This window comes from Corynebacterium halotolerans YIM 70093 = DSM 44683 (assembly GCF_000341345.1).
GTDB classification, from domain to species: Bacteria; Actinomycetota; Actinomycetes; order Mycobacteriales; family Mycobacteriaceae; genus Corynebacterium; species Corynebacterium halotolerans.
Genome location: NC_020302.1, coordinates 1,806,534 through 1,833,143, shown reverse-complemented (window position 1 = coordinate 1,833,143; position 26,610 = coordinate 1,806,534). Strand labels below are relative to the sequence as shown.

The following is a 26,610-nucleotide window of genomic DNA, read 5'->3' as shown; positions in this document are numbered from 1 at the left end:
CTCAGTAGTTCGGGCCGAGCCGCTTGGCGGCCTGGCGGGCGGCCAGCCACGACTCCTTCAGCTCGAGGACACGCTGGTCCGTCACCGACAGCAGCGTCTCGAGCTGGCCGATCTCCAGGGCGGGGTTGGCCAGGCGCGCCTCCAGCCGGTTGAGGAAGCGGCGCGCGGTGGCCTGTTGGTAGTGGAACTCCTCGATCTCGGGATCAGGGCAGTCCTGGTCGAGCAGCGCCGGGCGGTGCAGGGTCCGGTCGGCCAGCGCATCGGCGTCCGCGTCGGCGGCGAAGCGGTCGAATTCGTCGAGGACGTCCCGCAGATCCTCGGCCGACAGCGCAATCGAGGACCGCAGAGCGGTGACCTCGGTGGCGTCGGGGCGGTAGTGCAGGACCATGAGGGCGACCAGCAGAATGGGCACGAGCAGGATCAGTCCCTGCAGCCTGAACATGGCCAGCACCACCACGCAGGCGGCGAGGGTGGCGGCCAGCACCCAGGGGTGGCGGCCCCGTCGGCCTCCGCGTCCGCCTCCCGGGGTGGAAATAGACTTCTCCGGCATGTGTCGGGTGACCTCCCGGTCAGCGGCCTAGTGCCCGCCGCAGCCGCAGCCTCCGCTGCCGCAGCCGCATCCCCCGCCGATGGGGGAGAGCACGGAGGCGGTGAGCACCGCGGTGCCGGCGATGACGCTGTCGCGGGCCGGGAGCTCCGGGGAATCGGGCAGGCAGACGTCGAAGGGGAAGGCGCCGTCGACGGTGGCGTGGATGAAACGCTGGCCGGTCAGCTGGTTGTGGCGGTACTCCGCGTCGAGCACGCGGGCCGAGAAGGTCGCGGAGGCGTCCGGGGCGGCGGCGCCGGATCCGGCGGCGACGACCTGCGCGCCCTCGGAGATCAGCACGCCGAGGATCTCACCGGTGGCGGACTCGTAGGCCTCGGCGTCCGCGTAGCGGGACACCTCCAGGCCCAGGGCGGTCACGCCGAGCTGCTGCCACTCCTGGGTCGGCTCGTCGACCAGCAGGGGGCCCTGGGACAGGTTGCAGGTCACGGAGGACTGCACCTTGCCGAAGGGATCGAGGATCTCGCAGTAGGCGAGCACGTCACTGACCATGCTCACGTTCGCGAAGGTCTGCGTGAGGGACTCGAAACCGGCGTAGGTGGCGAACGGCTCCACGGCGAGGATGTTGATCTGCGCGCCGGAGACGTCCGTGAACTGGATCAGCTGACCACCGCGGACCTCGCCGGTGACCACCAGTTGGTTGGTGGCGATCGCCGCCTCGACGGCGTCCTGCCAGCGGTCGAATCCCAGGCCAATGCTCTTCAGGTCGGTGCTCATGCGCGCCAGTCTAACCCTTGTGCCCCCTCCGGTGAACTCGCCGGTGGCGAACCTCCGCCCCTGTTTCCGGGCCGTGACCGGCCCGTGATCGACCCGTGACCGGTGTTCGCTGTGGGCGAGCCCGCAGGCCCTGGGTTTTCCGTCCACGACGTGGAAGAATAAAGGCCAATGACCAATTCTCACGACACCGACCGAAACAACCGTCCCGCCGACTCCTCCCACGACGAGCTGCTTGCGCGTGCGTTCCGCGACAACCGCCCGCAGCCGAGGCCGCAGGAGGATCCCGGCGAGGACCAGTCCGGGTTGCTCGCCCCGACGGTCGGAGAACTGGACCTGGCCGAACGCAACGCCTTCCGCCGGGTCACCCGCGAGACCACGATCCGCTCCGAGGACATCACCGAGGTCGAGTACCGCAAGCTGAGGCTTGAGCAGGTCATCCTCGTCGGGGTGTGGACGGAGGGCACCACCGCGGAGATCGAGGCCAACATGGCCGAGCTCGCCGCCCTCGCCGAGACCGCCGGCGCCGAGGTCCTCGAGATGCTCTACCAGAAGCGCGACAAGCCGGACCCGGGCACCTACATCGGCTCCGGCAAGGTCGACCAGCTGCGCGACATCATCGCCGCCACCGGCGCCGACACCGTCGTCTGCGACGGTGAGCTGGCCCCCGGCCAGCTCGTCGCCCTGGAGAACGCGCTCAACACCAAGGTCATCGACCGCACCATGCTCATCCTCGACATCTTCGCCCAGCACGCGAAGTCCAAGGAGGGCAAGGCACAGGTCAGCCTGGCGCAGATGGAGTACCTGATCACCCGCGTGCGCGGCTGGGGCGGCAACCTGTCCCGCCAGGCCGGCGGCCGCGCCGGCTCCAACGGCGGCGTCGGGTTGCGCGGCCCCGGTGAGACGAAGATCGAGGCGGACCGCCGCCGCCTGCGCGCCGACATGGCCAAGCTGCGCCGCGAGCTCGCGGGCATGAAGACCTCACGCGAGATCAAGCGCCACCGGCGCCAGTCCTCGACCACCCCGCAGATCGCCATCGCCGGTTACACCAACGCCGGCAAGTCCTCGTTGATCAACGCGATGACCGGGGCCGGCGTGCTCGTCGAGGACGCGCTGTTCGCCACCCTGGATCCGACGACGCGCCGGGCCACGCTGGCCGACGGCCGGGCGGTGGTGTTCACCGACACCGTCGGCTTCGTGCGCCACCTGCCCACCCAGCTCGTCGAGGCCTTCAAGTCCACGCTGGAGGAGGTGCTGGCCGCCGACCTCATGCTGCACGTCGTCGACGGTTCCGACCCCTTCCCGCTCAGGCAGATCGAGGCCGTCAACAAGGTCGTCTACGACATCGTCCGCGAGACCGGTGAGGAGGCGCCGCCGGAGATCATCGTCGTCAACAAGATCGACGCCGCGGATCCGCTGGTGCTCGCGGAGCTGCGTCACGTGCTCGACCGCGACGACGTCGTGTTCGTCTCCGCGAAGACGGGGGAGGGGGTGCCCGAGCTCGAGGCCCGCATCGAGCTGTTCCTCAACTCCCTGGACGCCCACGTGACGGTGCTCATCCCCTTCACCCGTGGTGACCTCGTCTCCCGCATCCACGAGTCCGGCACCGTGCGCAGCGAGGAGTACACCTCCGAGGGCACGCTCATCGACGTCCGGCTGCCGCGGTCGCTGGCCGGTGAGCTCACCGAGTTCATCGTGGAGCCGGAGACCGGGTCCCGGAACTAGGGGACGAACCAGGGGACGTGCCCGCCCGATTGTCCGATCGGGCCCGCAGGCGGGATAATCGGGATTCGTGAAGACATCCCTCGGCTGGACCGTCCACGGCGACGGCAAGAAGATCCTCCCCGGCGCGGTCGTCGCCCCCGACGAACGGCTGAGCTGGCCGCGCACCATCGGCATCGGCATGCAGCACGTGGTCGCCATGTTCGGCGCCACGCTGCTCGTACCCACCCTGACCGGGTTCCCGGTCAACACCACGCTGCTGTTCTCGGGCGTGGGCACGATGCTGTTCCTGCTGCTCACCCGTAACCGGTTGCCCTCCTACCTGGGCAGCTCCTTCGCCTTCATCGCCCCGCTGTCGGCCAGTCAGGTCCACGGTATCGGCGCCCAGATCGGCGGCGTGCTGGCCACGGGACTGGCACTGGTGGTCGTGGGGTTCATCGTCAAGGCCGCCGGGCGTCGGGTGATCGACGCGGTCATGCCCCCGGCCGTCACCGGCGCGATCGTCGCGCTGATCGGCCTGAACCTCGCACCGACGGCCGCCGCGAACTTCGCCTCCCAGCCGCTGGTCGCCGCCGTCACGCTGCTGGTCATCCTCGTCGCCACCGTGGCCGGGCGGGGCATGGTCGCGCGCCTGGGCATCCTCCTCGGCGTGGTCGTCGGCTGGATCTTCGCCGCCCTGACCGGCAACCTCGCCGATGGTTCCGCGGAGGCGGTGTCCGAGGCCGCCTGGTTCGGTCTGCCGCAGTTCCACGCCCCGGAGTTCCAGCTCTCGGCCATCCTGGTCACGCTGCCCGTGCTGATCGTGCTGATCGCGGAGAACGTCGGCCACGTCAAGGCCGTCAGCGCGATGACCGGAAAGAACCTGGACGACCTCGCGGGCAACGCGCTGATCGCCGATGGCCTGGCCACCTCCCTGGCCGGCGGGTTCGGTGGTTCCGGCACCACCACCTACGCCGAGAATATCGGCGTCATGGCCGCCACCCGCGTCTACTCGACGGCCGCGTACTGGGTTGCCGCGCTGACCGCCGTCGTGCTGGCGTTCATCCCGAAGTTCGGCGCCCTGATCTTCACCATCCCCACCGGGGTGCTGGGCGGGGCCACCCTCGTGCTCTACGGGTTGATCGGCATGCTCGGCATCCGTATCTGGCAGGACAACGACGTCGACTTCAACAACCCGGTCAACCTGACCACCGCCGCCGTGGCCCTGATCGCGGGCATCGGCAACCTGACCCTGACCGTCTTCGGCGTGACCCTCGAGGGCATCGCCTGGGGCTCGGCCGGCATCATCGTCGTCTACCCGGTGCTCAGGTGGCTCTACGTCCACGTCGGGGAGGGCCGGGGCGCGCGCTTCCAGGCCGGCGACCGCGGCTGACGTCCCGAACCCCGGGTTCTCAGGCGAACCAGGCGTCGACTGTCTCCGGGTGGCGGTCCATCCACTCCCGCGCGGCCGTCAGCGGATCCCGGCTGTGGAGGTTGACGGCCAGGTCCATCTCGTTGACCGCCCCGATGGGGTAGGTGATGCGCGACAGGACCCCGCGGGTCCGGGCGGGGAGCGTTTCCCAGCTGCCGCGGTGCGCGAGCAGCGAGGCGCGATCCGGGGCGGGGAACGCGCCCTCCGGGTCCGCCAGTGGGCGCAGGTCGTGGACCTCGTTGAGGTACTGCGGCTGCCACAGCGGGGTGACGAACCAGTCGCCGTTGTCCATCCGCCGGTTCACGGTGTCGATGATGGCGTGGAGGTCGCCGATCTCCTGGCGCCAGCCGAGCGCAGCGAGTCCGTAGGTCTCCAACAGCGCGTCCCCGCGCATGGTCAGCCCCGCCGCGGCGGTGGTGCCCTGGACCGTCAGCGTGGTCATCCTCTCCCTGACCTCGGGGCGGGCGAGATCCGACAGCGAGGAGACCAGTTCGGCGGGGATGTAGGCGGGCACGGCCCAGTAGAAGGCCGCCCCGTCGTAGAGCGAGGCGACCTCCACCACCGAGTCCTTGACCTGCTCCCAGTACACCTCGTGGCCACCGGGCAGCCACGCGTCGGCGAACAGGTGCTGCCTCCTCGCGGCCAGCTGCGGGTACATCCGCGGGTGCGGTCCCTCGACGACGTCGACCTCGTGCCCCAGCCGCCGCAGCACCTCCTCGACGACAGCCGCGGCGACCTGGTGGAAGGACTCGTCGATGCGCCCGTAGACCACGGGGCCGGGGAACTGGTGCCCAGGTGACGTCATGCTCGGATTCCTCGTCTCTTATGGGAGGTCACGGTCGTGTGCCGGCGATCCTACGGCGGTGGCGGCGCGAAAACGGGCGAACCGGGAAATGACGACGGCTCCCCGTGCCGGGAACCGGGACGGGGAGCCGCAGGGAGTGGCAGAGAGGAGCACCTATCCGGCGTCGAGGTCCTGCTCGATCAGACCGGCGATCTTCTCCACGGCCTCGGCGTTGTCCGAGGTGACGGTGACCTGGTCGCCCTGCTCCGCGCCCAGGGCCATGATCATCAGGGAGGAGGCCGCGTCGGTCTCCTCCGGATCCTCGTCACCCACGAGGGTGAGGAAGATGTCGTCGTCGTACTCGCCGGCGGCGTCGGCGATGATGGAGGCCGGCCGGGCGTGCAGACCGACGGCGGATCCGACGGTCACGGTCTTCGATGCCATGGAGTGTCCTTTCGTCCGGGGCACGCGGCCCGCGGTGGTTGGTTGATCCGGCGCCGCCACTAGAGGGGCGGGCTCACCGGTGTCCGTTCCTGAGTCTAGGGAGTTCATACTCCGCCCGCCACGGCCGGGGTGGGTCCCCGCCCACTGCGGACGGGTGGGGTTCAGCCGGCTACCGGAGAGCGCTCGGCCGCATCGTCGGCGGTGGCCGCTGCGGCGTTGGCCTCCTTCACCGCCCGGCTCGGCCAGAACTGCTTGAGGGCGAGGACCGCGACCGCGGAGACCACGGTGCCCACCAGGATGGACAGCAGGAAGCCCCACCAGGGGTCGATGGCGAACAGGACGAACACGCCGCCGTGCGGGGCGCGGGAACCGACGCCGAACGCCATCGACACCGCACCGGTGGCGGCACCGCCGGCCATCATGGACGGGATGACGCGCAACGGGTCGGCCGCCGCGAAGGGGATCGCGCCCTCGGAGACGAAGGACAGTCCCAGCAGCCAGGCGGACTTGCCGTTCTCCTGCTCCGCGGGGGAGAAGAGGTTCCTGCGCACCAGGGTCGCCACGGACAGGGCGATCGGCGGGACCATGCCGGCGGCCATGACCGTGGCCATGATCTCCATGCTGGCCTGATCACCCGTGGACAGGCCGGCGGTGGCGAACAGGTAGGCCGCCTTGTTCACGGGGCCACCCAGATCGAAGCACATCATCAGGCCCAGGATGACGCCGAGCAGGACGGCCGAGGAGCCGGACAGGGAACCCAGCCACTCGGTCAGGCCCGTCATCACCTGCTCGAGGGGGCGGCCCAGCAGGAGGAACATGGCCAGGCCGACGGCCAGCGAGGTCAGCAGCGGGATGATCACCACCGGCATCAGCGAGGCCACGATGCGCGGCACCTTCCAGCCGCCGATCCAGCGGGCGATCAGGCCGGCGAGGATGCCGGTGACCAGACCGCCGATGAAGCCGGCCCCGACCAGGACGGAGATTGCGCCACCGACGAAGCCCGGGGCGATGCCCGGGCGCCCGCCCAGGGCGAAGGCGATGTAGCCGGACAGTGCGGAGACGATGAAGCCCATGGCCATCTGCCCGGTGGCGAAGAGCACCGCGCCGAGGTAGAGCGACAGCCCCGAACGACCGAAGGACACCGGTTCCCCGTCGACGACGACGGTGTTGCCCGGCAGGTCGGCCAGCGAGTGCCCGAGGACGATCTGCTGCCAGCCGTTGGCCATGTCGTAGCCGCCGACGAGGAAGCCCAGGGCCAGCAGCAGACCACCGGCCGCGACGAAGGGGATCATGTAGGACACGCCCGTCATCACCGCCTGCTGGATGCGCCGCGCCCAACCCGGCTCCCCGCTCTCCCCGGCACCGGCGGCGGCGTCCTGCGCGCCGCTTGCCGACGCCCCCGACACGCGCCGGGCGGAGGGGTCACCGGCGGCCGCGACGGCCTCGTCGAGCATCACGCCGGGTTCGTTGATCGCGCGCTTGACGCCGGACTCGATGACCGGCTTGCCCGCGAAGCGCTCGCGGTCACGCACCCCGACGTCGGTGGCGAAGATGACGGCGTCGGCCGCCTCGACCAGGGCCGGGTCCATGGGCCTGGTCGACGACGAGCCCTGGGTCTCGACGGTGAACTCGAGGTCGTCGCGGTCGGCCGCGGTCTGGCTGAGCGCGTCGGCGGCCATGTAGGTGTGGGCGATGCCGGTGGGGCAGGCGGTCACCGCGACGATGCGGGTGACCCGGGGACCCTCCGCGGACACCGGTTCCGACGGGGCGGGTTCGGGGGCCGCGGTTGCGGTGGCCGCGGGCTTCGCGCGCTTTTCGGCGGTGACGACCTCGGTGACCGCGGTGACGATCTCCTCGTCGGCCTCCGCCTCCCGGAGCCGGGTGACGAAGTCCCCGCGTACCAGGGCGCGGGCGAGCTTCGAGAGGATCTTCAGGTGCTCCTTGCCGCCCCCGGCGGGCGCGGCGATGAGGAAGACGAGGTCGGCGGCGCCGTCGGGGCCACCGAAGTCCACGGGATTCGACAGGCGGGTGAAGGCGAGGGTGGGTTCGCTGACGGCCTCGGAGCGGCAGTGGGGGATGGCCACCCGACCGGGCACACCGGTGCCGGACTTCGATTCGCGGGCGATGGCGTCCTCGGCGAGTGTCGCGGCATCGGTGGCGCGGCCGGCGGAGTGGACGAGTCCGGCCAGGGCGGTGATCACCTCAGAAGCGGTGGACCCCGAGTCGACGTCGAGCCGGACCAGCTCGGCGGTGATGATGGGAGATGACATGGCGTATCCTCAGAGGGGAGCAGGGACGGATGGGGAAGATCAGCGGGATGCGGGCACGGCACGCACGTGCGTGTCGGCCAGGTTGACCAGGTCGGGGGTGGGCAGCGTCGTGCCCGGCAGGGCGGTGGCGGCCGAGCCGTAGGCGACGGCGCGGGCGAGACAGTCGGCGGGGGAGGCTCCGGCGCGGCGGGCCATGATGTAGCCCGCCAGGGAGCTGTCACCGGCGCCGACGGTGGAGTTGACGGTGGTCGGCGGCGGGGAGGCGTGCCAGGTGCCCTCGGCGGTGACCAGTACGGCGCCGGCGGCACCGAGGGTGACGAGCACCTCGCGCACACCACGGTCGAGGACGCGGCGGGCGGCCGCGACGACCGGGGCGAGGTCGCCGTCCGCGGCGGCGGTCTCCAGGGCGTCGCCGTCCTCGCCCACCAGCTGCCCGAGCTCCATGCCGTTGGGCTTGATGAGGGTGGGGGCGGCGTCCTCGAGGCCGCGGCCGAGCTCGACCATCGCGGCGTCGGAGGTGTCCACGGCGATCGGCACGTCCGGGTGCACCGAGCGCACGGCGTTGACCAGCGTGGTGTACCAGGTGGCGGGGATGCCCGGTGGCAGCGAACCGGCCATCACGATCCAGTCGGCCTCGCCGGCCAGCTCGACGACGAGCCCCTTGATGCGCAGCCGGGTCTCCCGGTTGATGAACGCGCCGGGGCCGTTGATCTTCGTCGTCGTGCCGTCCGGCTCCGCCAGGGTGTTGTTGATCCGCACGCTCTCCGCGACGGGAACAGACCGGTAGGGCAGGCCGGCCTCCATGACCAGGGCGATGAAGGGATCGTTGTCGCGGGCGGGAAAGACGGCCAGGGTCTCCTCGCCGGCGAGGTGCACGGCGTGTGTGACGTTCACGCCTTTGCCGCCGGCCACTCGCGTGACCGTGTCCGGCCGTTGCACGGCACCGCGCTTGAGCGGCCCCTGCAACTGCATCGTGGTGTCCATGCTCGGGTTCGGGGTGAGGGTGAGTATCACGGGTGTGCTCCCTGTCCGGTCGGAGGTGCCGCGGCGGACCGTCGTGGTTGACGTGGCCTGGAAAAGATGACCCCGGGTGATCCCGCTGAGATGCCCACCCGTGAGCGGCGTCAATGTTAACGGGCGGTTTTCAGGTGACTCTCAGGACACTGGCGGGAACGCCGGTAATGTGAGGGACCTCACTATGGGATTGTCTTTGTGATGATTTTTGTCCGGTTTTGCCCGTTTGTCAAGTGCGCCGTGTCTGCTTTGTTGCGAACGGGATAAAATTGTGGTGATCTGGGGGATAACTATTCCTGTGACGTGAGATTCGGAGACCGGCATGAGTGACGCGCTGTCCACCACTGTCATGAAGGGGACCGGCGTCGTCGCCGGCACCGCCTACGCCCGCGCGGTCCGGGTCCGACCGCGCCCTGAACTGCCCACCGCCGACGGCACCGTCGCCGAGGGGGACCGTCCGGCCGAGTACGATCGTTTCATCACCGCCGCAGACACCGTGGCCGCGCGTCTCGACGCCCGCTCGGAGCAGGCCGAGGGTTCGGCCGCCGAGGTGCTCAAGGCCACCGCCGGCATGGTCGCCGACCGCGGCTGGCGCAAGGCGGTGCGCAAGGCCGTCAGCTCCGGCCAGTCGGCCGAGTACGCCACGGTCGTCGCCACCGACAAGTTCGTGGCCATGTTCGAGGCCGCCGGCGGAGTCATGGCCGAGCGCACGACCGATCTGCGGGACATCCGCGACCGCGTCATCGCCGAGTTGCGCGGGGAGGCTGAACCCGGCCTGCCGGAGATCGACGGCGAGGGCGTGATCTTCGCCGAGGATCTCTCACCCGCCGACACCGCCACCCTCGACACCGACCACGTCGTCGCCCTGGTCACCGAGCTCGGCGGCCCGACCAGCCACACCGCGATCATCGCCCGGCAGCTCAACCTGCCCTGCATCGTCGCCGTCGGCGCCACCGTCCGTGACATCCCCGCCGACGAGATGGTGCTCGTCGACGGTGCCCTGGGCACCGTCACCCGCGGCGCCGATCCGGATCTCGCCCTCGCCGCCGTCGCCGAGTCCCGCGAACGCGCCGCCCTCATCGCGCAGTGGCGCGGCCCGGGCCGGACCTCGGACGGGCACCGGGTGCAACTGCTGGCGAACGTCGCCGACGGCAACGCCGCCCGCCTCGCCTCCGACGCCCAGGTGGAGGGGGTGGGCCTCTACCGCACGGAGATGAGCTTCCTGTCCACGACCGAGGAGCCGGGCGTCGATGAGCAGGCGAGAGTCTACCGCCGGGTCTTCGACGCCTTCCCGGAGTCCAAGGTCGTCATCCGCACCCTCGACGCCGGCTCCGACAAGCCGATCGCCTACGCCAACCTCGACGAGGAGGAGAACCCGGCCCTCGGGGTGCGGGGTCTGCGCATCGCCCACGGCAACGAGGGGCTGCTCACCCGCCAGCTCGACGCGATCGCCCGGGCCGCCGAGGGGCGCGGCGACAACGCCCCCACCTGGGTCATGGCGCCGATGGTCGCCACGGCAGAGGAGGCGAAGTGGTTCGCCGGTCTGTGCCGGGAGCGGGGCCTGACACCCGGCGCCATGATCGAGGTCCCGGCCGCCGTGCTCATGGCCGACAAGATCATGCCGCACCTGGACTTCGTGTCCATCGGCACCAATGACCTGACCCAGTACACGATGGCCGCCGACCGGCTCTCTCCGCGCCTGGCGCATCTGACCGATCCCTGGCAACCGGCCGTGCTGCGGCTGGTCCGCCACACCTGCGAGGCCGGCGCCGAGGCCGGTATCCCCGTCGGCGTGTGCGGTGAGGCCGGCGCGGACCCCGCACTCGCCTGTGTGCTCACGGGCCTGGGCGTGAACTCCCTGTCCGCGGCCGCCACCGCGGTGGCCGGGGTGGGCGCCCAGCTCGCCGAGGTTGATCTGGAGCGTTGCCGGGAGATCGCCGACGCCGCACTGGCGGCCGAGGGGGCCGCTGAGGCCCGCGAGACCGTGCGCACCATGCTGCGGGCATAGTCCACGCAGAGACCAGGGGCGGGTCCCGGGGAGAGAATTCCCCGGGGCCCGCCCCTGTTCGTCCACGCATATCAGTCGGCGACGACGACCTCGATCTCCCGGTCGCGCAGGGCTGTGAGGAAGGACTCGGGGGCCGAGGGGTCGGTGATCACGACGTCGATGTCGTCGATGCCGGCGAAGCTGACCAGGTAGTCGTTGCCCAGCTTGGTGGAGTCGCACAGCACGACCACCTTGTGGGCGTTGGTGACCATCGCCGCCTTGATGGCGGCCTCCTGCGCGTCGGCGGTGGACAGGCCGTGGTCCAGGGTCAGGGCATTGGTGCCGATGAAGGCGACGTCGGCACGCATCAGGGCCAGCGTGCGCAGTGCGGTGTCGCCGACGACGGCCTGGGTGATGGCGCGGACGCTGCCGCCGAGCAGCTGCACCTCGGGAAGGCCCTTGTTGGCCAGGTTGAGGGCGATGGGCAGGCTGTTGGTCACGACCGACCAGTACCGGGACTGTGGTCGCTCCGCGATGAGCTCGGCCAGGGTGCCGATCGTCGAGCCGGAGTCCAGGAACAGTCCGCCGTCCGACTCGGGGAGGAACTGCAGGGCGGCCCGGGCGATCGCGGACTTGGCGGTCGGGGCGGAGCGGAAGCGGGCGTCGAGCGAGAATTCGGTGGTCTGGAAGGTCTGGCTGGCGACGGCGCCGCCATGGACACGGTGGACCACGCCCTCGCGGTCGAGCACGGCGAGGTCACGGCGGATGGTCTCGGCCGTCACGTCGAACCGGTTCGCCAACTCGGTGACGTTGACACGCCCCTCCACGGCGGTGAAAGAGGCGATCTGGCGGCGGCGCTCCTCTGCGTACATGTTTCCTCACAGACAAACAAGGTGATCGGGCGGATGCCCACGCCTGCCATTGTGGCAAATTTGTCCGCCCCGGTGGCGGGTTTTTCCACGTCGGCAGTGGGCAGGGGAGCGGCGGAATGGCTCGAAGGGGCGGAAGATGCGGGTCAGAGGGTCCGGAACCACCTTCCGTTCACGTGGGAACATGTGACTTTTCCCGTCGGACAGCTCAACCCAATCCGGGGGTGAGAGAGCAGATCACGGGGCGCGCCCCATGTGGGCGCCTGAAGGCGGGAGGGGAGGGCCGGCCCCGTGGGTGGGCCGTGGCCCGGAAGCTAGAGCTTGCGCATCACGGAGACAACCTTGCCCATGATCTCGGCGTTCTCACCGGGGATCGGGGCGTAGGCGTCGTTGTGCGGCAGCAGCCACACGCCGGTGGAATCGCGGTGGAACTCCTTGACGGTGGCCTCCCCGTCGATGAGCGCGGCGACGAACTCGCCCTCCTCGGCCACGGGCTGGGAGCGGACGACGACCCAGTCGCCGTCGAGGATGCCGGCGTCCCGCATGGACTCGCCGATGACCTTGAGCATGTAGAGCTCGCCGTCGCCGACGATCTCGGTGGGCAGCGGGAAGTAGTCGTCGACGTGCTGGTCGGCCAGGATCGGGGAGCCGGCGGCGATGTTGCCCACCACCGGGATGTAGTTGGCGGCGCCGGCGTCGGCCGGGGCTTCCGCGGCGGGGGATGCCTTGCGTCCCGGCTTCGAGGGGCCGTCGGTGTCCGGAAGGTGGCGCACGTCCACGGCCCGCGGCTTGTTCGGGTCCCGGCGCAGGAAGCCCTTCTTCTCGAGCTCCTTGAGTTGATAGGCCACCGAGGAGGTGGACTGGAGGCCGGCCGCGTCACCGATCTCGCGGATGCTCGGCGGGTAGCCGCGCAGCACCACGGCGTCGCGGATCACCTCGAGGATGCGACGCTGGCGGTCGGACAGGGAGGCGGGATCGGGCTTGCCGGTGGGGGAGGTGGTGACTTTGGTCCTCGAGCTCTGGCGTGCCATGTCTGCGGACTCCTTTGTGGGTGGCGGGGCGTGGTCGGCTCGGATTGGCGGGATCGGCGTGGCCGGTCGAGTTGTTCGAATCGGCGGATGGCCGCGGGCCATTCATCTAATACATGTCTATCACGAACTGGCACTAATGTTCGACTATTTCCCCGGGCGGTGTGGACAGGTGTTCGAGTGGGTGCTATAAATCGAACACGAAAGCGGTATCGAACACCTGAACGGGCGTTCTGTTCGAGACCGTCCGGTGCCCGGATATGCTCGACGGCGACAGGAAGGACGACGCCATGACCACCTCGCTGAACCAGCTTAACCCAGCTCACCCTGCCCGTACATCCTCCTCGTCCATTGTCCCGGCTGCGGCTGTCTGGGATCCCGTCCGGGGCGGGCAGGGGGAGGCGGACGTGGCCGATGTTCGAACTCTGCGTCCAGCGAATCGAACGGAGGGACGAGTTCAGTCTCGGCTTCCAGGCCGCGCTGTGGGGCGCGACCGCGAGACTCCGCAGGGCACGGCGGGTGGAGCCTATCTGACGGGGGCGGTCTTCGGGCTGTGCGTCGTGCTCGGCACCTTCTTCATCGGCGGCGGCGGGGAAGCGGCGCCCCCTGCGCAGCCGAGTTCGCTGACCACCCCGGTGCCGGATCCCCGGTGACGCGGCCGCCCCGGAGGGCCGGCGGGGGAGAGGTAGGCTGATAAGCCGAGCCCCGCCCGTCATCGACACCGGAAAGGCCAGGGATTCCTCCCCGTGTACTGCCCCTTCTGCCACCACGACCACTCCCGCGTCATTGATTCACGCGTCGTCGAGGGCGGGTCCGCCATCCGCCGTCGCCGGGAATGCACCAGCTGCCAGGGACGCTTCACCACCATCGAGAAGGCGGTTCTGCTGGTGGTCAAGCGCAACGGCCTGACCGAACCCTTCAGCCGGGAGAAGGTCATCCTCGGCGTGCGTCGGGCCTGCCAGGGCCGGGACGTCTCCGATGACGCGCTCAAGCGTCTCGCGCAGGAGGTCGAGGAGACCGTCCGCAGCCACGGCAGCTCTCAGGTGAACGCCAACGAGATCGGCCTGGCCATCCTCGAGCCGCTGCGCGAGCTTGACGAGGTGGCCTACCTGCGCTTCGCCTCCGTCTACAAGTCCTTCGAGAGCGCCGAGGACTTCGAGTCCGAGATCCGCCTCATGCGCCGCCGCAACCGCGAGCGGCCCGAGCGGGTCTGATCAGCGGAGCTTGTCCACCGCCTTCTCGATGCGGCGTCGCGAGATCGGTCGGGCGGTGCCCAGCCGCTGGGCGAACAGGCTCACGCGCAGTTCCTCAATCATCCAGCGGATCTCCCTGACCTCCCGGGTCTTCCCCCGGCCCTTCGGGAGTTTGGCCAGCTTCCGGTCCAGGTACTCGCGTGCGGCGGCGACCTCGTCCTGCCGGTCGGCGTCCTTGTCCGGGTCGAGCGCCATCTCCTCCAGCCGGATGCGCATCGCCTGCAGGTAGCGCGGAAGGTGCCGCAGGTGCGCGATCCCGTGGAGCGTGACGGCGTTCTGCGGCAGGAGGAAGGCCAGCTGCGCGGTCATGTCCTCGATCGCCTCACCGGTCCAGTTCTTCAGCTCCTCGACCACCGACTGGTACTCGACCAGCGCCGGGGCCAGCGCGACGACCGTGCGGCGCACCATACCGGGCACCTCCGGCTTCACCTTGTTCCGCAGCTCGGTGAACGCCTCGGGATCGCGCACCGGCCCGCCGTGCTCGAGCATCAGGTCACGGATCGCCGCGACACGGGCGTCCTCGACCAGTCCCGCGGCCCCGCCGTGCGGGTAATGGTCCACGGCCACGCGCTGTTGCAGCGGCAGCCCCTTGACCATCTGCTGCGGATTGACGGTGATCTCGCGCATCAGCAGCGTCAGGGTGGTGGTCATCATCGCGGCGTCGGCGGCCGCCTTCGTCGGGTGGACCTTGACCTCGACGCCCTCGGCCGTCGCCACGAGCGCCGGGTAGGCGGTGACCTCGTGACCGTCGACGGTGGTGGTGACCTCCTCGTCGACCGCACCTATCGTCTCGGCGGTCCACTCCGGGACGGCCTTCGACTCCGACTTCCGGCTGGCCCGGCTAACCGACGAGCGGATGTGCCCGGCCTGGCGCTCGACGAGCGCGGCGAGACGCTTGTCCGTGTCGATGACCTTCCCGCGCCTGTCCACCGCGCCGTAGGTCATCCGCAGGTGCGGCGGCAGCGCCGAGGGCCGGAAATCGGAGGCGTTGATGCCGCTGCCACCCAGCTCGCGCAGCACATCGGCCAGCTGGGCGGTCACCGGCCCCTCATAGGGCACCAGCTTCGGCAGGGCGCGGGCGGCGAAGTCGGGGGCGGGCACGACGCTGCGTCGCAGCGCCTTGGGCAGGGTCCGGATGAGCTCCGTGACCAGTTCCTCGCGCAGCCCCGGCACCAGCCAGTCGAAGCCCTCGGTGTCCATGCCGGCCAACAGCGGCACCGGCACCAGCACCGTCACACCGTCCTGCGGGTGGCCGGGCTCGAAGCGGTAGGCCAGGTCGTAGTCGATGCCGCCCTTGCGCCAGCGGTCGGGGAAGGCCTGCTCGGTGACGGTCTCGGCGTCCGCGCTGACCAGATCGGCCGGATCGAAGTCCAGCAGTCCCGGATTCTCCTGCCGGGTCTTCTTCCACCAGGAGTCGAAGTGGCGGCCGGTGGTGACCTTGGCCGGGAGGCGGGCGTCGTAGAAGTCGAAGAGGGTGTCCTCGTCGACGACGATGCCGCGCCGGCGCGCCTTCTCCTCGATCTCCGCGGCCAGTTCGAGTTTCTCGACGTTCGCGTGGAAGAACGTGTGGTGGGTGCTCCAGTCACCCTCGATCAGCGCATGCCGGATGAACATGTCGCGCGCTGCCTCCGCGTCCACCCGGTGGTAGGGGACCAGGCGGTCCGCGATGACGGTCACCCCGTAGAGCGTCGACTTCTGGTGCGCCATCGCCGCAGCCCGTTTCCGTGACCACGTGGGCTCGCTGTACTGGTGCTTGAGCAGGTCGCCGGCGAGCTTCTCCACCCAGGCGGGGTCGATCTTCGCGACGTCGCGCGCCCACAGCCGCGAGGTCTCCACCAGCTCGGCGGCCATGATGAACTCCGGCGGCTTCTTCGCCAGGGAGGACCCGGGGAAGATCATGAAGCGGGTGCCGCGGGCGCCCTTGTACTCCTTGGTGTTCCCGTCGCGGGCACCGATGTGCGAGAGCAGGCCGGAGAGCAGTGACTGGTGGATGGCGTCGGGGTTGCGCTCCCCGGCGACGTCCCGGTGGTGGGTCCAGCCGAGTTGCTTGGCGACGTCGCGCAGCTGACGCACCAGGTCCCGCCACTCGCGGATGCGCATGTAGTGCAGGAACTCGGCCTTCATCCGCTTACGGAAGGCATTGCCCGTCAGATCGTCACGCGACTGGCCGATGTAGTCCCACAGCTTCAGCGACGACAGGAAGTCACTGCTGGTGTCCTTGAAGCGGGCGTGGGCCTGGTCGGCCTGCGCCTGGAACTCCAGGGGGCGTTCGCGCACGTCCTGCACGGTCATGGCGGAGACGATCACCAGCACGTCGTCGAGGCAGCCCAGCCGGTTCGCCTCGACCAGCATGCGGGCCATGCGCGGGTCCACCGGGATGCGGGCCAGGTCGCGACCGACCGGGGTGAGCACGGGCTGCCCCTCGTTCTCCCGGGAGGTCAGCGCCCCGAGCTCGTGGAGAAGCAGCAGACCGTCGCGCACGGCGCGGTTGTCCGGCGGCTGGACGAACGGGAACTCGGAGATGTCGCCCAGCCGCATCATCGCCATCTGCAGGATGACGCTCGCGAGGTTGGTGCGCAGAATCTCCGGATCCGTGAACTCCGGGCGGGAGTTGAAGTCCTCCTCCGAGTAGAGGCGGATGGCCACGCCGTCGGCGACGCGGCCGCAGCGGCCCGAGCGCTGGTTCGCGCTGGCCTGGGAGATCGGCTCGATCGGCAGACGCTGGACCTTCGTGCGCACCGAGTAGCGTGAGATGCGTGCGGTACCGGTGTCCACGACGTAGCGGATCCCGGGCACGGTCAGCGAGGTCTCGGCGATGTTGGTCGCCAGGACGATGCGCCGGCCGGAGTGCGGCTGGAAGACCCGGTGCTGCTCCTGATTGGACAGGCGGCCGAACAACGGCGTGACCTCCACGCCCCGCCATTTCCGGCCCTCGATGGTCTCCATGGCGTCGCGGATGTCGCGCTCACCGGCGAAGAAGCAGAGGATGTCGCCCGGCCCCTCCGCCATGAGCTCCTCCACGGCCTCACACAGCGCGTCGAGCGGATCCTGGTCGACGATCCTGCCGCCCGCCTCGAACTCCAGCGGACGGTAGCGGATCTCCACCGGGTAGGTGCGCCCGGAGACCTCGATGATGGGGGCGGGTCCACCGTCGGCGTCCGCGAAATGCTCCGCGAACCGTTCCGGATCGATCGTGGCGGAGGTGATGATCACCTTCAGGTCCGGCCGCCGCGGCAGCAGCTTCTTCAGGTAGCCGAGCAGGAAGTCGATGTTGAGGCTGCGCTCGTGCGCCTCGTCGATGATGATCGTGTCGTAGGCGTTGAGGAAGCGGTCCCGCTGCATTTCCGCGAGCAGGATGCCGTCGGTCATGAGCTTGACGGCGGTGGTGCGCGAGACGCGGTCATCGAAACGGATGGCGTAACCGACGGAATCGCCGATCTCCTGGTCGAGCTCGTCCGCGATGCGCTCGGCGACGGTGCGGGCGGCCAGGCGGCGCGGCTGGGTGTGGCCGATCAGGCCCCGGCGGCCCCGGCCCAGTTCCAGACAGATCTTCGGGATCTGGGTGGTCTTGCCGGAGCCGGTCTCACCGGCGATGATGACGACCTGGTTGTCCCGGATGGCCTCGGCGATGTCCTCGCGGCGACCGCTGACCGGCAGCGATTCGGGATAGGTGATCTCCGGGACGCCGGCGTCGATGAGCGCGACCTTCTCGCGCGCGGCACGCATATCCTCCGCGATGGCGGTGAGCGCCTGCGGGGCACGGGCCTTGCGCAGACGGCGTCGGAAGGAGCGCTCGTCGGCGAGCGAGACCTCGTCGAGCTGATCCAGCAGGTCCTGGCGGGCGGGGTGGGTGGGGGAGTTAGTCATGGCTGACTGTGGATGATACCGTGGCCGGCTCCTTCATCCCAGGTGGGCAGGGTAGGTGCGGTACCGTGGGGCGGGTACGACAGCAGCGGAGACGAGAAAGGTGACCGTGTATGACCACGCCTCCCGGTAACGGCGGCAACCCCTGGGACGACGAGGATCGATCCGGGGACCGTCCTGAGGACCGGCCCGAGACCAACCGGGGTGCCGGGCCCTCCGGGCCCACCCCCTCCCCGGACGCCGGCGGACAGGGTTACCCGAGTTACCCCTCCTACCCCTCGACCCCGCACCCGGAGGACAATCCCTCCTACGGCGGCTACGGTGCGGGTGGCGCAGGTGGTCAGGGGTACCAGGGCTACCAGGGGTACCAGGGCTACCAGGGGTATCAGGGTTACGGTGGCGCCGCAGGGCAGCCCGGGCAGGGCACCGGGAAGGTGACCGTCACCGACGCCGTCGGCTGGGCCTTCCGGGCCGTGTTCGCCAACTGGCCCATCTGGATCCTCGGCACCCTGGTCCTGCTCGTCCTGACGTTCGCGGTGTCCGCGTTGATCGAGTTCACGCTCGGGGGACCGCAGTCCGGCGTGTACCTCATCGCTCAGCTGCTCTTCGCCGTGGCCTCGGGACTGGTGACGGTGCTCATCTACACCGGCGCCCTGCGGGAGATCGACGAGCCGAAGGTCGGGCTCGGTGCATTCGTGCGGGACGTGAACCTGTGGCCGTCCTTCATCGTGCTCATCCTCGTCCAGATCTTCACCTTCGTGGTGATGATGGTCATCGCGCTGCCGCTGATCGGCCCGGCCTTCCTCGGCTCACCGATGGAGCTCCAGACCGAGGAGGCCGCCCTGGCATTCGCCGGTCGTGCCCTGGCGTTCGCCGGTCTCACGATGCTGGTGGCGGTTCTGTTGTCCCCGCTGACCGCCTTCCTGGCCTGGTACGCCGTCGACCGCCGGGCGGGCGTCGGGGGCGCCATCGGCACCGGCCTGCGCGACGCCCTCCGCAACTACGGCAAGTTGCTGCTGTTCTTCCTGGTGAGCTTCATTCTCATCGGCCTGGCCGCCATCATGACGTTCGGCCTGGCGATGCTGGTGCTGGGCCCGGCCATGCTGCTGATCCAGGCGCACCTGTACCGGCAGATGTCGGGTGGGCGGCTGCCCGCCCCGGCGGTCCGGTAGGACCCGCCCGCCCAGGGCAACAATGAAACGACCCCCTGGCCGGTAGGTTCACCACCTACCGGCCAGGGGGTCGGCTCATGCCTGACACCGGGTGTCAGGCGGTGGCCAGTTGATTGCTGACGGCGTCCTGGTGGGCCGCGGTGACGAGTTCGCCGAAGGCCCGGAACTCGTCGGCGCGGGAGCTGGAGTTACGGAAGACCAGGCCGATCTGGCGTTCGGCCGTGACGTCGTCACTGAAGTGCGCGATGGCCAGGCCCGGGCGGGTGCACTCGGTCTCCAGCGCACTGGCCGGCACCAGCGTCGATCCCAGCCCGCCGATGACCAGCCGCATGATCGTCGTGAGGCTGGAGGCGCGGGTGACGGAGTTGGTGGCCTCGCTGGGGTTGATGTCGGCCTTGCGGCACAGATCCACGATCTGGTCGTGGAGGCAGTGCCCGTCGTCGAGCAGTAGCAGATCCAGTTCGTTGAGGGTGCTCAGGCTCAGGTCGCGGCGGCCGGCGAGCGGGTGGTCGGAGGGGACGACGACGGCGAAGTCTTCGCGGTAGAGCGCCACCTCGGTCATGCCGGAGGCCTCCGCCGGGACCGCCATGATGCCGAGGTCGAGCTGGCCGTCGCGCAGCATCTGGACGAGGTGCCGGGTCTGGTCCTCGACGAACCGCGGCTCCAGATCGGGGTAGTGCTCCTGGATGGAGGTCAGCAGGGAGGGGAGGATGTAGGGTGCGACCGTGGGAATGATGCCGATCGTCAGCGGTCCCGAGAGGGTGCCGTTGGCGCCGCGGGAGTGGGCGAGGAAGGCATCGGCGGCGTCCAGGGTCGCCTTGGCGTAGGGGAGCAGCTCCTCGCCTGCGGCGGTGACGATGACCTTGCGGGTCGAACGCTCGATGAGCTGGACCCCGAGGCCGTTCTCGAGTGCGACGAGTGCCTGGGACAGTGAAGGCTGGGAGATGCCGAGCTTGGTGGCCGCGGTGCCGAAGTGCTTGTTCTCCGCGATAGTGACGAAGGTGCGCAACTGCGAGAGAGTCGGCTTGTAGTCCTTATTGCTCATGCCTATGACTATACACAGAATGCAAGCGGATTACTATTGACGCAAGCGGTTATTGACGTATACTGGAATGCGGCCTGCAGAGCGACCCATTTCACAGTGGGTGGCATGCTGGAGGTGCACCGCACTCGCGGCCGGGTGGAGCCGGAATGGTACCACCTGAATCCCCGATCATTCTGAGGAGACACACATGGCTATCCTTACCGTTGGAGAGAAGTTCCCGGAGTTCAAGCTGACCGCTCTCAAGGGCGGCAACCTGCAGGGCGTCAACGCCCAGCAGCCGGAGGACTACTTCGAGACCGTCGGCCTGGACAACTACCCGGGCAAGTGGAAGATCGTCTTCTTCTACCCGAAGGACTTCACCTTCGTCTGCCCGACCGAGATCGCTGCCTTCGGTAAGCTCGACGAGGAGTTCCAGGACCGCGACACCCAGGTCCTCGGCGGTTCCGTCGACAACGAGTTCGCCCACTTCAACTGGCGCGCGACCCACCCGGAGCTGAAGGACGTCCCGTTCCCGATGTTCTCCGACATCAAGCACGAGCTGATCCGCGCCCTGGGCGTCGAGAACGCTGACGGTGTCGCCGACCGCGCCACCTTCATCATCGATCCGGACGGCATCATCCAGTTCGTCTCCGTCACCCCGGACGCCGTCGGCCGCAACGTCGACGAGGTCCTGCGTGTCCTCGACGCGCTGCAGTCCGAGGAAGTCTGCGCCTGCAACTGGGAGGCCAACGACCCGACCAAGAACATCGACAAGATGGATGTTGTCCAGGGAGCCCTCAAGTAATGTCGATCGAGAATCTGAAGAACTCCCTGCCGGAGTACGCCAAGGATCAGAAGCTCAACATCGGCACGCTGACCCGCTCCACCGAGCTGAGCGAGCAGCAGCTGTGGGGCACCCTGGTCGCCTCCGCCGCGGCAACCCGCAACGACACCGTCTTCTCGGAGATCTCCGAGGAGGCCAAGGAGCACCTGTCCGAGGAGGCCTACGAGGCCGCTCTCGGTGCCGCCACGGTCATGGCGATGAACAACGTCGCCTACCGTGCCAAGGGTTGGCTCGGCGATGACTACACCCAGGTCAAGTTCGGCCTGCGGATGAACATCATCTCCAAGCCGGGTGTCGAGAAGGTCGACTTCGAGCTGTGGTCCCTGGCCGTGTCCACCATCAACGGCTGCGAGCACTGCGCCGTGGCCCACGCCAACACCGTGCGTGAGGCCGGACTGACCAAGGAGCAGGTCTGGGAGTCGGTCAAGGTCGCCGGCGTCGTCCAGGCCCTGGCCCAGGCCATCCAGATCGAGGCCGCCCGCTAGGGAGCATCTGAGTCTCTCCACAGAGGCTGACGCACCAGCAAGCGCCGCCCCGGAATATTCCGGGGCGGCGCTTTTGCGCTTCTCGGTGCTGCACACCGCGCGGCCCTGTTGACTGAGCTGTTAGGTCGCCGGGACGGTCAGCTCGGTCAGATCGTTGCGGTCGGCGTCGTCCAGGCTGATCTCCCACCGGAGGTTGCCGTCCTCCTCCTCGAGCTCGGCGTCGTCAAGCACGCCGTCCGGGTGCTGATCCAGTGCCTGGCGGATGGCGTCGGTGGCGGTGACGGTGGCCTCCTGGGCATGAGCGACTACTTCGTCCCCGCTCTCGCGCTCATCCTCCCGCACGGTGCCGTCGGCGCCGACCTCAAGCTCGATGACCTCGTTGCCGGTCACGACGTCGATGTCGTAGGTGTCGCGGTCGTCCTCGCGGTCGACGGTGACGATGATGCCGTCGGAGTGCTCGTTCAGGACGGCGCCGATCGCCCCGAAGACCGGATCCTCGCCGGTCTGCTGATTGCCCTGGTTGTCCTCGGTGGTGGTGGCCGGGGACTCGGTGGGGGATTCGGCCGGGGCGGTGGTGGTGGCCATGGTGGTGTCGGCGCCGTTGTCCGGGGTGGCGGTGTCGCCGGTGTCGCCGCACGCACTGAGGAAGAGGCCGGCACTGACGGCGATGCCGGCGGTGATGATCGTCCGGGAAGCCATGATGGATTCACTCCTGATGCTTTCGGGAACGTGTGGTATTCGGTTCTGCCCCCCACCATAGGGAAACGAGATGAAATGGGCATTGAAACTTTCGATGCGCCTTGATGCCGCGTTGTGGTGAGGCGGCCGCCTGGGAAGAATCCACGATGATACGACACAGATTGGACTCGGTGTGGACTCTGTTGCTGACGACGGGGAAATCGACGAGGAGTGGATGGGGCACATCGCAGGGAAGAAGGAGATTGAGCTTGCCCGGATCATCACAGGAGAAGCACCTTCGGGCGGATGGGACGAAGGTGCTCGTTGCGCGGTCCTTCCGTGATGGGGCGATCCAGGCCGCCCGGAACCGCGGTGACCAGGATCCTTCCGCTTGTCTCCCGCTTCGCCCCGACCGGAGGCCACGGGGAGAAGAAGAGCAGGGTGCTGAAGAAGCTGGGCGGGTTCTTTGATCGGTTGAGCGCGGTGTCAACTGCCGGCGGGTCTCCGCTCGCTGTCAATGGCGCGGGGACCGCCGACCTGATCAGTCCCTCGTCTCATCTCCAGTACGAGTTCGCTGCTGCCCGGAGCGGGCAGACCGTGAGGTAGGTCGGGGCCAGGCCGGTACCACCTGGCAGTACCTACCTCTGCTCCAGCTCGAGCTTCGCCAGCCGCACCTCGCCGGCCTCGTCGGAGGCGTCGAGGTCGACCGTGGCCACGAAGGCGAAGGAGTTGTCGCCCTCCGGATCCTTGATGATCTGCCTGGCGGTCCACTCCCGTCCGGTCTGCTCGAGGAGGAAGTACTCCTTCCCGCGGGCGTCCGCCCCGGTGTCCAGGTCGGCGTACTCGTCGAAGTAGGCGTCCATACCGGCGGCGAAATCGGGTTTGTCGTCCCGTTCGAGGTAGTCGGTCAGCTCGGCCAGGCGGTCCTCCTTCTCGAAGGCGAACAGCTCGACGATCCGGAACATCAGGTTGCGGACCATGATGGTGAACGCGCGGCGGTTCGAGGTCAGCGCGGCCGGATCCTCGGTGCCGAAGGCCAGCTCGCGCTCGAGGGCGTCCTTCGAGATCGGGGTGTCCTCGTCGGCCATGTGCGCCCACTCGTCCACCAGCGAGGAGTCGACCTGACGGATCAGCTCGCCCAGCCACTCGATGACGTCGTCGAGTTCATCGGTCAGGTACTCCTGCGGGACCGAGTGACGCAGGGTGCGCCACGCGTCGGTCAGGTAGCGCAGGACCACGCCCTCGGAGCGGGCCAGTCCATAAGTGGCCACCAGATCCGAGAAGGTCATCGCGTGCTCGATCATGTCGCGCACGACCGACTTCGGGGAGAGTTCGAACTCCCGGACCCAGGGGTGGCCCTTGGCGAAGGTCTCGTAGGCCTCGTCGAGTTCATCGCGCAGCGGCTGCGGCCAGGTGATGTCCTCGACGATGGCCATGCGTTCGGTGTAGTCCACGCCCTCGGCCTTGAGTGCCGCGATCTCCTCGCCGCGCTCGGCCTTCTGCTGGGCGACCAGGACGGGGCGGGGATCGTCGAGAATCGACTCGAACACGGAGATCACATCGAGGGTGTAGCTGTCGGACTCCTTGTCCAGCAGCGTGAGTGCCGCCAGGGCGAAGGGGCCCAGCGGCTGGTTGAGCGCGAAGTCGCGCTGGAGCTCCTGGGTGAGGTGGTAGACCCGGCCCGCCTCGTCGGTCCCGTCCTCGGCCTTGACCACGATCCCGGCGTTGAGCAGGCCGCGGAACAGGTCGAGGGCGGTAAGGATGTCCCGGTTCTGCTTCGCGCGGGTGTCGTGGTTGCCGCGCAGCAGCCCCTTCAGGTGCCCGTAGCCGTCGCCGGGGCGGGCGATGACGTTGAGCAGCATCGAGTTCGACACCCGGAACTGGGAGCTCATCGCCTCCGGCTCGGCCGTCGTCAGGCGTTCGTAGGTCTTCTCTGACCACGTGACCTCGCCCTCGCGGGCGGACTTCTTGCGCAACTTCTTCAGCTTCTTCGGATCCGTCCCGGCGCGCTGGCGCAGCCGCCAGTTCTCGATCTCGTGCTCGGGCGCCTCAACCACGACGGTGCCCTCGGTGTCGTAGCCCGCCCGGCCAGCGCGCCCGGCGATCTGGTGGAACTCGCGCGACTTGAGGATGCGCTGGCGGGTGCCGTCGAACTTGGCCAGCCCGGTCATCAGCACGGTGCGGATGGGCACGTTGATGCCCACGCCCAGGGTGTCGGTGCCGCAAATGACCTTGAGCAGACCCGTCTGGGACAGCCGCTCGACCAGGCGGCGGTACTTCGGCAGCATGCCGGCGTGGTGGACGCCGATACCGCGGCGCAGCAGCTTCGACAGAGTCCTGCCGTAGGTGCTGGTGAAGCGGAAGGAGCCGATCTCGGCGACGATCCTGTCCTTGGTCTCGTCGTCGATGATCTTCAGCGAGGTCAGTGCCTGGGCGCGTTCCGTGGCCTCCCGCTGGGAGAAGTGCACCACGTAGATCGGCACCTTGCCGGACTCGAGCAGTTCCTCGATCGTCTCGTGGATCGGGGTGTGGACGTAGGAGAAATCCAGCGGCACCGGACGGGTGGTACCCGCCACCAGGGTGGTGGTCCGCCCCGTGCGCCCGGTGAGATCCTCCTCCAGGAAAGTCGTGTCCCCCAGAGTGGCCGACATCAGCAGGAACTGGGCCCGGGAGAGTTCCAGCAGCGGCACCTGCCACGCCCAGCCGCGCTCCGGATCGGAGTAGTAGTGGAACTCGTCCATGACCACCTGGTCGATGGCGGCGTTCTCCCCGTCGCGCAGCGCGATATTGGCCACGACCTCCGCGGTGGCGCAGATGATCGGGGCGCGGCCGTTGACGGTCGCGTCGCCGGTCATCATGCCGACGTTCTCCGGACCGAAGATCTCGCACAGGGCGAAGAATTTCTCGCTCACCAGCGCCTTGATCGGGGCGGTGTAGAAGGAGCGCTGCCCACGGGCCATCGCGATGAAGTGGGCGGCGGTGGCCACCATCGACTTGCCCGAGCCCGTCGGGGTGGACAGGATGACGTTGTCGCCAGCGAGAATCCCCAGCGACGCCTCCTCCTGGGCGGGGTAGAGGGTGATACCGCGCTGCCTGGTCCACGCCAGGAAGGAATCGAAGATCGATTCCTCCAGCAGGGATTCGGGGACGTCTGTCAGGTCGGGCAGCATCTGGCTAAGATTCACACCCTCCAACCTAGCCGTTTCCGCCCCCGCCACGAGGAACGCCCCCGCGACGCGGCCACGGAATTGACCGTGGCTGCGTCGCGGGGGCGTCGCCCGGCGCCCTGAGGAGTGGGGACTACTCGTCGTCGTCCGGGGAATCCGGGTCCGGGCCGGTGTCCGGGGTATCGTCCCGGTCCTCACCCAGGTCGCTGTCGTCCTGGTTGTCGGGGGTCTGGGCGTCGCCCCGGCCGTCACCGCTGCCCTTGTCGAGGGTGGCCAGGAAGCGCTCGAACTCCTCGCCGATCTCATCGCCGGTGGGCACGTTGTGCTCCCCGGGCAGCATCGCCTGGGGGTGGGCCTGGCGGTAGCGCTCGACCTCCTCGTCGTACTGGATCTCCAGCGCGCGGACGACCTGCTGGATCTCCCCGGAGTCGTCGACCTGCTCGGCCAGCTGGCCGGCCACCTTCGTCATGTCATGCTCGAGGCTGCGCAGCGGAAGAGCCAGGTCGGCGGCCTCCGCCACCGACTGCAGCAGCTGGTGGGTGGCCTCGGGGTACGGGGAGGCGGCCAGGTAGTGCGGCACATGCGCCGTGTACCCGGCGACGCTGCGCCCGCGCTTGTGCAGGGTGCGCTCGATCATCATCGAGGCCGAGCCCGGCATGATCACCCGGGAGTCATAGGTGAACATGCTGCCCACCAGCTCGACGGAGTTGCCGTGCGCGGAGATCACCAGCGGACGTGTGTGCGGGACCGCCATGGGGGCGGCGTACAGGCAGATGGTGCGCTGCACCCCGAAGCGGTCGACGAGGTCGGCCACGGCCTCCGTGAACGTCTCCCACCGCAGGTCCGGCTCCGGTCCGGACAGCATCAGGAAGGACTTGCCAGCGGTGTCGCGCAGCACGCGGATACCCAGCTGCAGATCCTCCATGTCGATGAGACGGTGGTTGTCCATCGTCACCGCGGGACGCCGGGAGCGGTAGTCGATCAGCTCGTCGTTGTTGAAGGACGCGACGGGGCGGGAATCGAGCGCCGCCAAAAGATGATCGGCGCTGCCCTCCACCGCGTGTCCGGCATCGGCGTATCCCTGGAGTGCGACGATGAGGGTCGGGCCGTCGGCGGATTCCGAGCCCACCTCCGGTGCCGGGTACTCCAGCTCGTACATGCGGCGCTCTTTGTCCTGCATGCCCATTGTCCTCCTTCACTGTCGGGCCGCCGTCCCGGTCAGTCCCAGGGGTGGTGTGCCATGTTCCCCCGTGGCCGGTAACGGCGTGTCACCTGA

The 26,610-nt window shown here is 69.0% G+C and carries 20 protein-coding genes; 7 read left to right on the top strand and 13 right to left on the bottom strand.

Annotated features, from left to right (window positions below; all coding sequences use genetic code 11):
* Position 1: 1 nt before the first annotated feature.
* Together A605_RS08540 and A605_RS08535 are read right to left on the bottom strand one after the other, a co-directional pair.
* Positions 2 to 550: a hypothetical protein gene (locus tag A605_RS08540; RefSeq protein ID WP_081602108.1), complete on the bottom strand. Its 549-nt coding sequence runs from the start codon at positions 548 to 550 to the stop codon at positions 2 to 4.
* Between the two features lie 27 nt (positions 551 to 577).
* Complete coding sequence (locus tag A605_RS08535; RefSeq protein WP_015401102.1) at positions 578 to 1,321, bottom strand: hypothetical protein; 744 nt, start codon at positions 1,319 to 1,321, stop codon at positions 578 to 580.
* Between the two features lie 168 nt (positions 1,322 to 1,489).
* Here A605_RS08535 and hflX point away from each other — a divergent pair, with 168 nt between their 5' ends.
* Both hflX and A605_RS08525 read left to right on the top strand, forming a co-directional pair.
* Positions 1,490 to 3,043, top strand: coding sequence for a GTPase HflX (hflX, locus tag A605_RS08530; protein ID WP_015401101.1), 1,554 nt, complete (start codon positions 1,490 to 1,492; stop codon positions 3,041 to 3,043).
* Between the two features lie 67 nt (positions 3,044 to 3,110).
* A complete protein-coding gene (locus A605_RS08525) occupies positions 3,111 to 4,412 on the top strand; it encodes a uracil-xanthine permease family protein (RefSeq protein WP_015401100.1) in 1,302 nt (433 codons plus the stop codon).
* A gap of 19 nt (positions 4,413 to 4,431) precedes the next feature.
* Here the strand turns inward: A605_RS08525 and A605_RS08520 are convergent, their stop codons facing one another.
* From A605_RS08520 to A605_RS08505, 4 genes are all read right to left on the bottom strand, one after another.
* Positions 4,432 to 5,256 (bottom strand): glycine betaine ABC transporter substrate-binding protein, encoded by an 825-nt coding sequence (locus A605_RS08520; RefSeq protein ID WP_015401099.1) that lies wholly within the window; start codon positions 5,254 to 5,256, stop codon positions 4,432 to 4,434.
* A 153-nt stretch (positions 5,257 to 5,409) separates the two neighbouring features.
* Positions 5,410 to 5,679: an HPr family phosphocarrier protein gene (locus A605_RS08515; RefSeq protein WP_015401098.1), complete on the bottom strand. Its 270-nt coding sequence runs from the start codon at positions 5,677 to 5,679 to the stop codon at positions 5,410 to 5,412.
* A gap of 161 nt (positions 5,680 to 5,840) precedes the next feature.
* Positions 5,841 to 7,949, bottom strand: a complete 2,109-nt coding sequence (locus tag A605_RS08510; protein ID WP_015401097.1) for a PTS fructose transporter subunit IIABC — start codon at positions 7,947 to 7,949, stop codon at positions 5,841 to 5,843.
* A 39-nt stretch (positions 7,950 to 7,988) separates the two neighbouring features.
* Entirely contained in the window at positions 7,989 to 8,963 is a 975-nt protein-coding gene (locus A605_RS08505; protein WP_015401096.1) for a 1-phosphofructokinase family hexose kinase, read from the bottom strand.
* Positions 8,964 to 9,285: 322 nt separating this feature from the next.
* On the opposite strand from A605_RS08505, the gene ptsP reads away from it, so the two are divergent.
* Entirely contained in the window at positions 9,286 to 10,971 is a 1,686-nt protein-coding gene (gene ptsP / locus A605_RS08500; RefSeq protein WP_015401095.1) for a phosphoenolpyruvate--protein phosphotransferase, read from the top strand.
* Positions 10,972 to 11,042: 71 nt separating this feature from the next.
* Here the strand turns inward: ptsP and A605_RS08495 are convergent, their stop codons facing one another.
* Both A605_RS08495 and lexA read right to left on the bottom strand, forming a co-directional pair.
* Positions 11,043 to 11,822 (bottom strand): DeoR/GlpR family DNA-binding transcription regulator, encoded by a 780-nt coding sequence (locus A605_RS08495; protein WP_015401094.1) that lies wholly within the window; start codon positions 11,820 to 11,822, stop codon positions 11,043 to 11,045.
* A 311-nt stretch (positions 11,823 to 12,133) separates the two neighbouring features.
* The gene (lexA, locus tag A605_RS08490; RefSeq protein ID WP_015401093.1) at positions 12,134 to 12,850 is read right to left on the bottom strand and encodes a transcriptional repressor LexA; all 717 of its coding nucleotides are present in this window, start codon (positions 12,848 to 12,850) and stop codon (positions 12,134 to 12,136) included.
* A 743-nt stretch (positions 12,851 to 13,593) separates the two neighbouring features.
* Here lexA and nrdR point away from each other — a divergent pair.
* Entirely contained in the window at positions 13,594 to 14,061 is a 468-nt protein-coding gene (gene nrdR / locus A605_RS08485) for a transcriptional regulator NrdR (RefSeq protein WP_015401092.1), read from the top strand.
* On the opposite strand, the gene hrpA is transcribed toward nrdR, so the two are convergent.
* Complete coding sequence (gene hrpA, locus A605_RS08480) at positions 14,062 to 17,967, bottom strand: ATP-dependent RNA helicase HrpA (RefSeq protein ID WP_015401091.1); 3,906 nt, start codon at positions 17,965 to 17,967, stop codon at positions 14,062 to 14,064.
* 110 nt (positions 17,968 to 18,077) lie between these two features.
* On the opposite strand from hrpA, the gene A605_RS08475 reads away from it, so the two are divergent.
* Positions 18,078 to 19,136, top strand: coding sequence for a DUF975 family protein (locus tag A605_RS08475; RefSeq protein WP_015401090.1), 1,059 nt, complete (start codon positions 18,078 to 18,080; stop codon positions 19,134 to 19,136).
* 94 nt (positions 19,137 to 19,230) lie between these two features.
* Here the strand turns inward: A605_RS08475 and A605_RS08470 are convergent, their stop codons facing one another.
* Positions 19,231 to 20,181, bottom strand: a complete 951-nt coding sequence (locus tag A605_RS08470; RefSeq protein ID WP_027004124.1) for a hydrogen peroxide-inducible genes activator — start codon at positions 20,179 to 20,181, stop codon at positions 19,231 to 19,233.
* A gap of 187 nt (positions 20,182 to 20,368) precedes the next feature.
* Here A605_RS08470 and A605_RS08465 point away from each other — a divergent pair, with 187 nt between their 5' ends.
* Both A605_RS08465 and ahpD read left to right on the top strand, forming a co-directional pair.
* Positions 20,369 to 20,965: a peroxiredoxin gene (locus tag A605_RS08465; RefSeq protein ID WP_015401088.1), complete on the top strand. Its 597-nt coding sequence runs from the start codon at positions 20,369 to 20,371 to the stop codon at positions 20,963 to 20,965.
* Positions 20,965 to 21,489: an alkylhydroperoxidase, AhpD family gene (gene ahpD / locus A605_RS08460; protein WP_015401087.1), complete on the top strand. Its 525-nt coding sequence runs from the start codon at positions 20,965 to 20,967 to the stop codon at positions 21,487 to 21,489. Before A605_RS08465 ends, ahpD begins: the two co-directional genes overlap by 1 nt.
* Before the next feature lie 120 nt (positions 21,490 to 21,609).
* On the opposite strand, the gene A605_RS15490 is transcribed toward ahpD, so the two are convergent.
* The 3 genes from A605_RS15490 to A605_RS08440 form a co-directional block, all read right to left on the bottom strand.
* A complete protein-coding gene (locus A605_RS15490) occupies positions 21,610 to 22,188 on the bottom strand; it encodes a PepSY domain-containing protein (protein ID WP_015401086.1) in 579 nt (192 codons plus the stop codon).
* A gap of 617 nt (positions 22,189 to 22,805) precedes the next feature.
* The gene (locus A605_RS08445; RefSeq protein ID WP_015401084.1) at positions 22,806 to 25,352 is read right to left on the bottom strand and encodes a DEAD/DEAH box helicase; all 2,547 of its coding nucleotides are present in this window, start codon (positions 25,350 to 25,352) and stop codon (positions 22,806 to 22,808) included.
* A 115-nt stretch (positions 25,353 to 25,467) separates the two neighbouring features.
* Entirely contained in the window at positions 25,468 to 26,514 is a 1,047-nt protein-coding gene (locus A605_RS08440) for a PAC2 family protein (protein ID WP_042440418.1), read from the bottom strand.
* Positions 26,515 to 26,610: the final 96 nt, after the last annotated feature.

Excerpts from the sequence above, each read along its gene's own strand:
- A605_RS08540 (WP_081602108.1), bottom strand. The coding sequence starts at position 550 with ATGCCGGAGAAGTCTATTTCCACCCCGGGAGGCGGACGCGGAGGCCGA.
- A605_RS08535 (WP_015401102.1), bottom strand. The coding sequence starts at position 1,321 with ATGAGCACCGACCTGAAGAGCATTGGCCTGGGATTCGACCGCTGGCAG.
- hflX (WP_015401101.1), top strand. The coding sequence starts at position 1,490 with ATGACCAATTCTCACGACACCGACCGAAACAACCGTCCCGCCGACTCC.
- A605_RS08520 (WP_015401099.1), bottom strand. The coding sequence starts at position 5,256 with ATGACGTCACCTGGGCACCAGTTCCCCGGCCCCGTGGTCTACGGGCGC.
- A605_RS08515 (WP_015401098.1), bottom strand. The coding sequence starts at position 5,679 with ATGGCATCGAAGACCGTGACCGTCGGATCCGCCGTCGGTCTGCACGCC.
- A605_RS08510 (WP_015401097.1), bottom strand. The coding sequence starts at position 7,949 with ATGTCATCTCCCATCATCACCGCCGAGCTGGTCCGGCTCGACGTCGAC.
- ptsP (WP_015401095.1), top strand. The coding sequence starts at position 9,286 with ATGAGTGACGCGCTGTCCACCACTGTCATGAAGGGGACCGGCGTCGTC.
- A605_RS08495 (WP_015401094.1), bottom strand. The coding sequence starts at position 11,822 with ATGTACGCAGAGGAGCGCCGCCGCCAGATCGCCTCTTTCACCGCCGTG.
- lexA (WP_015401093.1), bottom strand. The coding sequence starts at position 12,850 with ATGGCACGCCAGAGCTCGAGGACCAAAGTCACCACCTCCCCCACCGGC.
- hrpA (WP_015401091.1), bottom strand. The coding sequence starts at position 17,967 with ATGACTAACTCCCCCACCCACCCCGCCCGCCAGGACCTGCTGGATCAG.
- A605_RS08475 (WP_015401090.1), top strand. The coding sequence starts at position 18,078 with ATGACCACGCCTCCCGGTAACGGCGGCAACCCCTGGGACGACGAGGAT.
- A605_RS08470 (WP_027004124.1), bottom strand. The coding sequence starts at position 20,181 with ATGAGCAATAAGGACTACAAGCCGACTCTCTCGCAGTTGCGCACCTTC.
- A605_RS08465 (WP_015401088.1), top strand. The coding sequence starts at position 20,369 with ATGGCTATCCTTACCGTTGGAGAGAAGTTCCCGGAGTTCAAGCTGACC.
- ahpD (WP_015401087.1), top strand. The coding sequence starts at position 20,965 with ATGTCGATCGAGAATCTGAAGAACTCCCTGCCGGAGTACGCCAAGGAT.
- A605_RS15490 (WP_015401086.1), bottom strand. The coding sequence starts at position 22,188 with ATGGCTTCCCGGACGATCATCACCGCCGGCATCGCCGTCAGTGCCGGC.
- A605_RS08440 (WP_042440418.1), bottom strand. The coding sequence starts at position 26,514 with ATGCAGGACAAAGAGCGCCGCATGTACGAGCTGGAGTACCCGGCACCG.